This window comes from Arsukibacterium sp., assembly GCF_033722355.1.
Classification (GTDB): Bacteria; Pseudomonadota; Gammaproteobacteria; order Enterobacterales; family Alteromonadaceae; genus Alishewanella.
Map to the genome: position 1 here is coordinate 1 of NZ_JAWVZF010000084.1, position 11310 is coordinate 11310.

Consider the following 11310-nt stretch of genomic DNA (forward strand, 5'->3'; position numbering starts at 1 on the left):
GCGTACGATGTGGGCATTAAATCTAATACCACCACGATGATGCGCGATGACCGTGATTACAGTGAAAATTTTGCGGTAAATGGCCGCGAGGGTCAGTTTTATCAGGCGCAGTTCTGGGTGCAGCTTGACACGCCGCAGCAGGTAACGGCCTATCAGCAATTTATGCAACAACTGGTGCAAAGCGAGAAAGAAGCCGGCCGTCATCCGAGGCCGGAAGGCAACCAGCTGACTAATATTCTGGATATTACTGAGCACTTTAAAGCCCGCAACCGCCAACTGGATGCATTTGCCCTGGTATCACTGTTGTTTTTACTGGTCTGCTTATTTAATGCCAGTCATTTATCACTTAACCGTTACCTGGCCAGCCAGTATGAATTTGGTCTGAGGCGGGCGCTGGGTGCCAGCCGCGGCCAGTTACAGCAACTTATTCTGGCCGATGTCGCCGTCAGTGCCACGCTGGCATTAGTGTTGTCGCTAATCGTGGCTGCCGCCGCAATGACGTTAATTGCCACGCTGCTACCGGCCACCCGCAATCTGACCAGCTGGAATCTGTTGATGGTAACAGCCATGGCTGGCACAGCGTTACTTGCCTGCTATCTGGTCACTTTATATCCGGCCCTTCGCGCCTCCTTTGGCAGCTTAAACCGCCAGCTGAAATAACGGGACACTATCATGAGCATAACCTTACTGTTTAAATCTTTATTGCAACGCAAAGTTATTACCGCCCTGCTGCTGGTGCAGCTGACCCTTACCCTGGCGCTGGTCAGTAACAGTGTGTTGCTGAGCCAGCAAGCCTATACGCTGAGTAATCAGCCGACTGGTCTGCAACTGGACACCACACTGGCGATTGAACTCAAACCGACCGATGACAACCTGATAGTTCATCCGGCGCTCGGCGAACTGATCCAGCGTCAACTGGCTGCACTGCGCCAGATAGCCGGTGTCCGTTATGCTGCATTTAGTAATCAGACCCCGTTAATGTTTGGCGGCATGAATGGTGATTTATCGGTAGAAGGTAAAGCAGAAACCACCAGCATTGATGCGGTGCCGTATAACTTTGCCGAAGCTGACTTGTTTAATACGTTACAAATGACTCTGTTGCATGGCCGCTGGTTATCAGCTGAAGATAAAAATACCGATAATGTGGTCCTGACAGAAAAACTGGCTACAACATTATTTGGCGAGAGTCATCTGGCACTTGGTCAGCAAACTACGGCAGGCCCGGTGGTGGGCGTGGTTGCTGATATGATGTATCAGCGTTTTGCCAGTGATCAGTATTACGGCCTGTTTTTTAACCGTGATTTGAGCCGTGCTGACTATGGTTACCGTTTACTGCTGCAGGTAGAACCGCAGGCGGTAGATGCCGTACGGCAACAGATCAGCAGCAGTCTGCGCCAGGTCGAGCCGGAAATCGATATCCGGCAAATTGTCAGTTTGCGTCAGCTGCATCGTGAGGTCTTTCAGCAGGAACGTGGCCTGGCTATTTTATTGTCGGTATTAAGTGCCCTGATGCTGATTGTCGCGATGATTTCCGCCTACAGTCATGCGCTGTTTCACGGGGTGCAGCAGCAGAATGAAATTGGCGTTAAACGCGCATTGGGCGCCAGTAAACAACGGATCCTAATGGAAGTACTTAGTGAAAGCTGGCTGACCACGACTATTGGTGCAGTGCTGGGCTTACTGGCCAGTTACTTATTACAACAGCAGCTGGCAACGGTAATTTCCTTACCTGCCCTGCCGCTTTGGTTACCTGTGGCAGCAGCAGTGACACTGCTACTTTTTGTCACTGCTGCAACATGGTATCCTGCGGCTATTGCTACCCGGGTTTCACCGGCCACTGCCACCAAAGCGTTATAATCTATGCTGAAACTATTGGTTATTGATGATAATCAGCCAATCTGTCAGGCCCTGCAGACGTTGTTTGCGCTGCAGGGCTATCAGGTTTACTGCGCCAGCGAACCGGCGCAGGCCTGGCAATTACTGGCCTGTGAAGATATTGATTTAATTCTGCAGGATATGAACTTCAGTGCCGGGCAAATGCATGGTGATCAGGGTAAAGCCCTGTTCTACCAGTTACGCCGGCAGTACCCCGACCTGCCAATCGTACTGATGACAGCCTGGACTCAGCTTGACATGGTGGTTGAACTGGTAAAAGCCGGTGCAACAGATTATATCGCCAAGCCCTGGGATGATCAGCGCTTGCTGCTGACAGTTGCTAACGCCCTGAAATTAAAACAGCTCGCCGTTCAGCAACAGCGTACCGCGCAGGAGCGCCAGGCTGCCTTTGCCGGTAAAGATTTGTGCAACCTGGTCTTTGCCAGCAGCAAAATGCAGCAATTGCTGCAAATGACATTGCAACTGGCACCGGCCAATGCCGCGGTGCTGATCACCGGCCCCAACGGAGCCGGTAAAGAGGGGATTGCCAATGTGCTGCATGCCAACTCAGAGCGAAAAAATAAGCCTTTTATCAAAGTAAATATGGGGGCTTTACCGGGCGATTTAATGGAGGCGGAACTGTTTGGCGCCGAAGCCGGTGCTTTTAGTGGTGCCACCAAAACCCGGATAGGTCGTTTTGAAGCAGCAGAAGGTGGCAGTATTTTCCTAGATGAAATTGGCAATTTGTCGCTGGCAGGTCAGGCCAAGCTGTTACGGGTATTGCAAACCGGCGAATTTGAGCGCTTAGGCTCAAGTACAACCCGCAAAACCGATGTCCGGCTGATAAGTGCAACCAATATTGATTTAACCGCCGCCATCAGTCGCGGCGAGTTTCGGCAGGATTTGTACTACCGGGTCAATGTGGTGCAGTTGCAGTTACCCGCCCTGTGCGAGCGTCCGGACGATATTTTAGTACTGGCCAGGTATTTCCTTGCCGGAAAAAAAATCTTAAGCAAGGCCGCGGAACAGCAGCTGCTCAGTTACTGCTGGCCGGGTAATGTCCGTGAACTGCAAAATGTTTGTCAACGGGCCCTATTGCTCAGTCAGGATGTTGAAATTCAAGCACATGATCTTGGCTTGCCTGAGGTTACTTCATCGTCCAGACGCTCACTGGAAGATATTGACCGGCTGCAACTTGAGCAGGCGCTGCAGCAGGCTGGCGGCGTTATTTCACGCGCCGCCAAACAACTGGGAATAAGCCGTCAGGCATTATATCGGCGGATGGAATTTTATGGCATTGCCACGCCGTAAATCACTGACCACGGCCCTGCGCCGTCCCCGCTTCAGGCTGGACAGCCAGCAGCGTCTGGCGCTGCTTTGTCTGGCATTAACGCTGATAAGCCTGGCCACGCTGGCGCATTTTAACCTGTTCAGGCTTTGGGCCTGTATCGCTGTATTGGCGGGCGCACTGGTGTTGTGGCTGGCTATCAGCTGGAGCCTCAAACCGCTGCGCCGGGAAATTCTGGCGCTAAACCTGCACGCGCAGAACTTGCAGGACGGCAGCTTTAATACCAGTGCCAATCAGTTGTATGTTAATGAATTGGCGCCGCTCGCCAGCAGTTTATCGACAATGTCTGCCGAGCTTCGCGCCGAAAGGGCCAGCTTATATCAGCGCGAACTGCTACTCGATACGGTACTGCAAAGTAGCCCGACGGCATTCGTGCTGACCAGTGACAATGGCACCGTTCTGATGTGTAATCCGGCGGCCTGTCAGTTACTGAACAGGGGAAAAAACTTCAGTGGTAGTAAATTAGCCAGTCTGAATACTCTTAACCGGCAATTACATCAGGCACTGGCAAACCGGCAACAAGGGCTGATCCGGCTCGACAACAACGGCCAGTCGGTCTGGCATTTATCTGTCAGTAAGTTTCAGCTTAATCAGCAACAGCACTGGTTATATCTGTTAAAACCCCTAACCCGGGAAATTCAGCGCGAAGAGCTTAATGCCTGGAAAAAGTTGCTGCGGGTTATCGGTCATGAACTGAATAACACCCTGGCACCATTGTCATCACTGGCGTTTTCCGGCAAACAAATTGCCGAACAGCGTCAGCAGCCAGAACTAACCCGGTTATTCGATACGGTGAGCGATCGTTGTCTGCATTTAAATCAGTTTGTTCAGGCTTATATTAATTTTGCCAAGTTACCGCCTCCAAAAATAACAGAGATTAACTGGCCGCGCTTAATTAATCAGTTACAGGACCAGTTTGAATTTGAACTGCTGGGTGACTTGCCCAAACGCCCCTGGCTGGCAGATCCGCAGCAGTTAGCACAACTGCTGGTCAATTTATTGAAAAATGCCGATGAAAGTGGTTCGGCGCCCGAACATATCAGCCTGCGCTGTATTGAGCGTACCGACGAATTACAACTACAAATTACCGACGGCGGCGGCGGTATTGCGGCGGAGTTAATGAACCAGGTGTTGGTGCCATTTTACAGCAGTAAACCCCAGGGCTCCGGCATTGGCCTGACCTTATGTCGCGATATTGCCGAAGCCCACGGCGGTAATATCAGTTTACGTAATCTGACCCGGCTTGTTGACAGCCACGATATCAGCGGCCTGGAGGTTACCGTTCATCTGCCGGTAACAGACAGCACGGCTACTCCCACATCAGGCCCACATTAGCCTCACTGGCATCTTGCAGCAGGTCAAGTAAAGGCTGAGCCCGCTGTTTCAGACTGACCCGCTCAGGCTTATCGTTGTCCTTATCATCGTCAGGCTGCTTTTTTGTGCCGCGCTCATCCTCTTTCGCCACTTCATCATCATCAAGTTCAGCAAGCGCCTGTTGTAACCGGCTTAATGCTTCAGGCACATCATCAGCAAACATGGCACTGGGCACCTTGCTGTCCCGGCCCATCATTTTTAACAGCTGCAAGCCCACATGAGTATGATAATCAACATTTCTGCCGGCTTTGCTTTTAAAAGTAAGCATAGTATTACTCCATTAAATAGTATTGACGCGTTATTTACTGCTACTCTGACAACAAGCATAACCTACTTAGTCTGTTTTATGGCACAAAGCACACGTTCTGACTATATTCTGGCCATTGATCAGGGCACGACATCGAGCCGGGCAGTGATTTTTAACCGCCAGATGCAAACTGTTGCAACAGCCCAGCAGGAGCTGGCAGTAAGCTACCCGGCAACGGGTTGGGTGGAGCAAGACCCTGAGCAAATCTGGCAAAGTGTTCTGCAATGTATCAGCCAGGCCGTTGCCGGCGCCGGTCTGACTATTGGCAATATAGCCGCCATCGCCATCAGCAATCAGCGGGAAACCACGATATTGTGGGACAGAGACACCGGCAAAGCCGTCGCCAATGCTATTGTCTGGCAAGACAGGCGTACGGCCCCGTTATGCCGGCAGTTACAACAACAGGGTGCTGAACAGGAGATCATCGCCAAAACAGGGCTGAGAGCCGATCCCTATTTCTCTGCCAGTAAAATTGCCTGGTTGCTGGACACGATACCGGGTGCCCGCGGCAAAGCAGACGCAGGCAAGCTGTGTTTTGGTAACGTAGACAGCTTTATTTTAGCACGGTTAACCGGCGGCAAAGTTCATGCTACCGATGCCAGTAATGCCAGCCGTACCTCACTGTACAACCTGACTACCCAGCAATGGGATCCGGCATTACTGCAATTATTTTCTGTCCCGGCCAGTGTGTTACCAGAAATCAGAGACAGTGGCGGTCTGTTTGGAACGACGTCGGCCGATGTGCTCGGGGCTGCGGTTCCGGTTATGGCAATGCTCGGTGATCAGCAGGCAGCATTATTGGGACAGGCTTGTATAGCACCGGGCATGCTGAAAAGCACTTATGGCACCGGCTGTTTTGCCATGGTTAATACGGGCAGCATTATTATAAAGAGCCAACATCAACTGCTGTCGACGCTGGCCTGGCAATTAGATGGCAAAGCCACCTATGCGTTGGAGGGCAGTATTTTTATGGCCGGTGCCACTGTGCAATGGCTGCGCGATAAACTGGGGATTATCAGCCAGGCCAGTGAAACTGAGCAACTGGCCAGGCAAAGCCATTATCAGCAATCAGAACTACTCATTCCGGCTTTTACCGGCCTTGGTGCGCCCTACTGGCAACCTCAGGCTAAAGCGGCATTATTTGGCATGACCCGGGATACCGGTAAAATACAATTAGCCACCGCTGCGCTGTGTGCCGTTGCTTATCAGAGTGCTGACTTACTCAGTGCCATGCGCCAGGATAATATTGATGTTGCGCAATTAAGGGTTGATGGCGGCATGACCGTCAACAACTGGTTTGTGCAGGCGCTGGCTGATTTATGCCAGCAACCGGTGCAACGCAGTAATACTGCTGATGCCACCGCATTCGGGGTTGGCTTTCTGGCTGCTGTCAGTCTTGGCTATTATGACTCTGTAGCTGATATCAGCTCGCTATGGCAAGCAGACCGGCAATATCTGCCACAAATCAGCAGCACTGAGCAGGCAAAATTGTACCAATACTGGCAAACGGCGGTTGCTGCTGTCCTCAACCAGCCGCTATTGTAGCCAGTTTTGCATAAATCAACTGAGGTGCCTATGCAGCCAAAGGTACTAATCGCCGGGTTTGAGCCTTTTGCCGGCGAGACACTAAACCCATCATGGCAGGTAGCCCGTGCGCTGCATGGCACGCAATTAGATGACGAGGTCACAATACAGGCAGTAAAGCTGCCCTGCATATTCAAGCAAAGCTTGCTTTGTCTGGAACAAGCCGTTAATCAGTTACAACCGGCTGTGGTGATTTTGCTTGGCCTCGCAGCGGGCTGCAGCCAGTTGATGCTGGAAAAAATTGCCAGTAATTATATTGATGCCGCTATTGCCGATAATGCTGGCCAGCAACCTCGCAATGCCCTGACCGCCTCGCATGGGCCAGCGGCTTATTTCAGTAATCTGCCGCTAAACGCCATATTGCAGGCACTGCATTTACAACATATTCCGGCTCAGCTGTCATTATCTGCCGGCAGCTATGTCTGTAATCACAGCTTTTATGGGCTGATGCATCTGATCAAAAACCAGTATGCCAGTATCAAAGGCGGCTTTATTCATTTGCCTTATCTGCCCGGACAAGTGCTGAATAAGCCCGGTATTGCCAGCATGGCGCTGGAAACTCAGATAGAGGCCGTGAAAATCTGTATTGAGGTCAGTTTGCAGCAACACGCCGATCAGCTCATTGCTTAAATAACAACAAACACATGATCTTTATAGATAATTATTTTTTTAAATTTAGTGCTTGCATAAATTTTATGCATTCCTTATGATGCGCGCATTCGAAAGGCAAGTCATCTGAAAAGATGATCACGCAAAGCTTCAGGTCTAACGGGGAAACCCTATGATAGCTGGGCTGCCGTCGCAAATTGCGATGTTTTATTCTGTTTCGTCCAGAGTTAAACACAAAACCTTTCGTGTACCGCAACCCAGGTTGCTAACAATGATCGTGAACTAACTCAATTCGGAGCTTGAATATGAAAACCAAACTTATCGCTTTAGCCGCTGTTATCGCTGCCACCTCTTTTGTAAGCACTCCTGTTGCCGCCAATGATCAGTTAGCCATGTCTATTTGCTCATATGTTGCAGCGGACAGCCGTAATAATCTGCGTAAAGTATTAAGCGACAACCGTATCCGTTTGTCAGCCGTTTACAATGGCGTGGTCTGTGACGGTTTACCTTTGGTACGCCATGCCATTAAACATAACGCGAATGAAACTGCCGAGTTTATTATCAAGCAGTTACCGGGCAGTTTAGTTGCCGCCTCAGGCGATGCAGAGTGGGCCCAAAGCAACGGTTTTGGCGCGTCACCGGTAATTAACGCGATCAAAGAACGTAGCGCCAGCTAACCGGCTTACCCGTTATCATCGAATAAAGGCGCCGCTAAGGCGCCTTTATTGTTTATCGTTCAGGCTTTTACCGCAAAACAATGTTGTTTCACGTGTTCGGCAATCCCCACCCCGGCCTCTGACATCGTTAAATAAGTCTGATCAGCCCCTGCCGCAATAATGTCCCGTGCTTCATCATTATGCATACTGTGGGAAACAATAAAGCCTTTAAAACCCGATGCCCGTAGTTTTTTGGCAGCAATCACTTTCGCTTCAACGTCGTTCATACTGAGAATAACCGCTTCAACCTTGCCAAAATCGAGGCCTTGCCAGAATACCTGATCCTCCGCATCAGCGTAGAAGATGTTAATGCCCTGTTTTTGATGATCATTCACCTTGGCAGGATCAGAGTCCATCGCAATAATTTTGCGGCTGGCTTTTAAATAGTTATAAGCGGCACTGCCGGTCCGGCCCATGCCCATAATAAGCACATCAGCATCGCCCAGCGACACCGGTTGCTCATCGGGGTGATGAATATTGCGCTCAAACTTCAGCAAACGGTTGCATAAGCGGTCATACAACGGGTGTGCCAAACGGTTCAACGGCGCCGATATCACAAATGAAATTGCCACGGTTAATGCCAGCGGCACCAGCCACTGGGGCAATACCACACTGGCAACAATCAGGCCAAATTCGCTGTAATTGGTCAGGCTCAGGCTGGCCAGAAACGCACTGCGGGCCCGCAATTTAAACAGGACCAGTAACAGGAAGAAAAGCACGGCTTTAAGCGGCAGTAACAGGGTCATCACGCCTGCGAATAACCAGGCATTGGCATCTGGCAGGCCATCAATGCCAATTTGCAGGAAAAACCCTACCAGGAAAAATTCTTTAATACTCCACAACGATTTAGACAGCTCCCCTGCCCGCGGATGCTTGGCCAGCATAGCGCCGAAGACCAGCGCGCCGAGCTCAGAACTCAGACCAACCAGTTCAAAGCCTTTGCCGCCAATCACCAGTGCCAGCAGCAAACCAAACAGGATCAGTAAGTCTTCATGGCCACTGGCATCAAGTAGTTTATATAACAGCGGCCGCAATAAGGGTAACGCGAATACCAGCAAGGCCCAGGGCGACGGCACTGTGCCGCTGGCCACACTCATTACCAAAAGTGCCAGCAGATCCTGAACAATCAGGATACCGATGGCGACTCTGCCATGAAAAGCCCGCAGTTCACGTTTGCTCTCCAGTACCTTGGCCGCCAGTACTGTGCTGGAAAATGCCAGTGCAATCGCCAGCATCAGCGCCTGATACCAGCTGACGTCGAAAATAAACAGCACCGCCGGCAGGGTTAACAGAATAGACAAACCAAAATGCAGACTGCCCCCACCTAAAACTTCAGGCTTGGCCAGGCTGCGTACATTGAGCTTTAACCCCACGGTAAATAACAGCAGCAGCACACCTAAATGAGCAACATGATGAATAATTGACGCGCCTTCAGAGGGGAAACTCATTTCGCTGGCAGATGCTGAAATCACAAAACCCGCCAGTAAATAGCCGATAAGCGGCGGCAAACCAATTAACCGCACCAGCAACCCCAGTGAAAAGGCAAACCCTATCCAGACAGCTTCAAGCATTGGTTATCCTTACGTTTAATGTTTGTTGTTTATTGGCCTATGATATCTGAAAAAAAACAGGCTGCTTTAATGTGGATCATCAATGTTATTTCGCCCTGGCGGCGGGAGATCCTCTTTTCGCCGGCTGAAAAGGCCGCTATTGGCCCGCTGCAGCCACTCATTGTAAGTACGGTGCACACCGCGCCGTAATGCAGCAGAGGAATCTTCCAGTATGCCTACCCCTACCAGTACCGCCACCACCAATACTGACAATTTAATAGCAACTAAATCCTCGCCTATACCAATACAGACACCAATAGCGGCCAGCACCCAGATAGTGGCAGCAGAGGTGACGCCCAATACCATACCATCGCGGCTTAACATCACGCCGGCCCCCAGAAAACCGACTCCGGTAATAACCTGGCCAATAATCCGGGACGGATCTGTCATTGCTGAATTCACCGACATCGATGCCGCAATAAAAACATAAGTGCCCATGACAATCAGAATCGAGGTTCGGATCCCGGCGGGCTTACCCCGCAACTGCCGCTCCAGACCGATAATAAAACCGCAAAGCAGCGCTGTTAATAGCTCCGGCCAGCTAAGTGGCGTGATGCTGAAAATCATTTGCCAATCCGGCATAAATACCCCTATTTCGTCTGTCCCCGCTTTTGCTGTATTACCGCTTTTGCGGCCTGCCATTCGGCCTGGGTAATTGCCGTGGTCGGCTCTGTGCGGGTATTAATGGTGTCCGCAAAGAGTTTTCGCTTGGCAACCTTTTGTAATATAGCGTAATTCTCAGACTCTGACCGCTTATTCCAGTCAACAATCTCGGTAATATGGCGAAAACAGCCAATACAGATTTTTTCACTGTTTAAACGACAGCATGCGACACATGGTGATTCAGGCATAATTTTGTCGGCTCCCCGGGCCTTTTGGTCGAATTGTTATTGTTGCAGACTTAACATCAGCAACACTTTGTGCCAATCTGGCCTCACATTAACAACGCTAAAAACACTCACTATAACTAAAACCGCCACGGGAACCTACTAATGACCATATTTAAACCCTGTCTGCTGGCAGTGGCTATTGCCAGCTTTACCCTGCAGGCCGACGACAGTAAGTCGCAATGGGACGTAAACGCGCCACAAGGCCAGTTTGAAACTGTTAATATTAACGTGCAGCAAGGCAGCTGGATGAATATTACCGTCAGTCCCGATGGTAAAACCCTGGCGTTTGATTTACTGGGCGATATTTATACGATGCCCGTCAGCGGCGGAAAAGCCACCGCGCTTACCAATGACATCGCCTGGAATATGCAACCAGTGTTCAGCCCGGATGGCAAAACCATCGCCTTTACCAGCGATCGGGCCGGTGGTGATAATATCTGGCTGATGAATGCCGATGGCAGCGACCCGAGGGCCGTTACCAATGAAACTTTTCGCTTGCTGAACAGCCCGGCCTGGAGCCCGGATGGTCAGTTTATTGTTGCCCGTAAACACTTCACAGCCAGCCGTTCACTGGGCGCCGGAGAAGTATGGCAATACCATGTCAGTGGCGGCAACGGCGTTATGTTAACTGAACGGCCAAATGATCAGAAAGACTTAGGCGAGCCGGCATTTTCAAGTGATGGTAAATATATATACTTCTCGCAGGACGACACCCCGGGCAAAACCTTTCATTACAGCAAAGACTCAGAATCCGGTATTTATGTGATTAAACGCTTTGAGCGCGAAACCGGTAAAATTGAAGAGCTGATTGGCGGTGCCGGCGGCGCTATCCGACCAACCCCGTCTCCTGATGGCAAATATCTGGCCTATATCCGCCGCGTTGATTTTCAAAGTACCCTGTTTTTATATGATTTAAGCAGTGGCGAACATATCAAGCTGTACGATGGCCTCGACCGTGACATGCAGGAAACCTGGGCCATTCATGGCGTTTATCCGA

12 protein-coding genes and 1 riboswitch are annotated in these 11310 nt (G+C 50.6%); of the genes, 8 read left to right on the top strand and 4 right to left on the bottom strand.

Annotated elements, in window-relative coordinates:
• The 4 genes from R3177_RS09110 to R3177_RS09125 form a co-directional block, all read left to right on the top strand.
• A partial coding sequence (locus R3177_RS09110; protein WP_318970723.1) for an ABC transporter permease occupies positions 1–660 on the top strand: 660 nt, incomplete at its 5' end.
• A 12-nt stretch (positions 661–672) separates the two neighbouring features.
• Positions 673–1857, top strand: a complete 1185-nt coding sequence (locus tag R3177_RS09115; protein ID WP_318970724.1) for an FtsX-like permease family protein — start codon at positions 673–675, stop codon at positions 1855–1857.
• Between the two features lie 3 nt (positions 1858–1860).
• Entirely contained in the window at positions 1861–3186 is a 1326-nt protein-coding gene (locus R3177_RS09120) for a sigma-54 dependent transcriptional regulator (protein WP_318970725.1), read from the top strand.
• Positions 3167–4558 carry a sensor histidine kinase gene (locus R3177_RS09125; protein WP_318970726.1) on the top strand — a complete coding sequence of 464 codons (1392 nt, stop codon included), beginning with the start codon at positions 3167–3169 and terminating at the stop codon, positions 4556–4558. Before R3177_RS09120 ends, R3177_RS09125 begins: the two co-directional genes overlap by 20 nt.
• Here R3177_RS09125 and R3177_RS09130 read toward each other — a convergent pair.
• Positions 4533–4865 (bottom strand): DUF1840 domain-containing protein, encoded by a 333-nt coding sequence (locus tag R3177_RS09130; protein WP_318970727.1) that lies wholly within the window; start codon positions 4863–4865, stop codon positions 4533–4535. The genes R3177_RS09125 and R3177_RS09130 overlap by 26 nt on opposite strands.
• Positions 4866–4943: 78 nt before the next feature.
• Here R3177_RS09130 and glpK point away from each other — a divergent pair, with 78 nt between their 5' ends.
• The 3 genes from glpK to R3177_RS09145 all read left to right on the top strand — a co-directional run bounded on the left by glpK (position 4944) and on the right by R3177_RS09145 (position 7774).
• Positions 4944–6449 (top strand): glycerol kinase GlpK, encoded by a 1506-nt coding sequence (gene glpK, locus R3177_RS09135; protein WP_318970728.1) that lies wholly within the window; start codon positions 4944–4946, stop codon positions 6447–6449.
• A 30-nt stretch (positions 6450–6479) separates the two neighbouring features.
• Positions 6480–7118: a pyroglutamyl-peptidase I gene (gene pcp / locus R3177_RS09140; protein WP_318970729.1), complete on the top strand. Its 639-nt coding sequence runs from the start codon at positions 6480–6482 to the stop codon at positions 7116–7118.
• 85 nt (positions 7119–7203) lie between these two features.
• Positions 7204–7289: riboswitch (cyclic di-GMP riboswitch) on the top strand.
• Between the two features lie 113 nt (positions 7290–7402).
• Positions 7403–7774 carry a DUF3718 domain-containing protein gene (locus R3177_RS09145; protein ID WP_318970730.1) on the top strand — a complete coding sequence of 124 codons (372 nt, stop codon included), beginning with the start codon at positions 7403–7405 and terminating at the stop codon, positions 7772–7774.
• A 59-nt stretch (positions 7775–7833) separates the two neighbouring features.
• Here R3177_RS09145 and R3177_RS09150 read toward each other — a convergent pair whose 3' ends face one another.
• The 3 genes from R3177_RS09150 to R3177_RS09160 form a co-directional block, all read right to left on the bottom strand.
• Entirely contained in the window at positions 7834–9384 is a 1551-nt protein-coding gene (locus R3177_RS09150; RefSeq protein ID WP_318970731.1) for a cation:proton antiporter family protein, read from the bottom strand.
• A gap of 66 nt (positions 9385–9450) precedes the next feature.
• Positions 9451–10005 (bottom strand): MgtC/SapB family protein, encoded by a 555-nt coding sequence (locus R3177_RS09155; RefSeq protein ID WP_318970732.1) that lies wholly within the window; start codon positions 10003–10005, stop codon positions 9451–9453.
• Between the two features lie 8 nt (positions 10006–10013).
• Positions 10014–10274, bottom strand: a complete 261-nt coding sequence (locus R3177_RS09160; protein ID WP_318970733.1) for a DUF1289 domain-containing protein — start codon at positions 10272–10274, stop codon at positions 10014–10016.
• A 141-nt stretch (positions 10275–10415) separates the two neighbouring features.
• On the opposite strand from R3177_RS09160, the gene R3177_RS09165 reads away from it, so the two are divergent.
• Positions 10416–11310: TolB family protein (locus R3177_RS09165; protein ID WP_413229080.1), on the top strand; the 895-nt coding region annotated here is incomplete at its 3' end.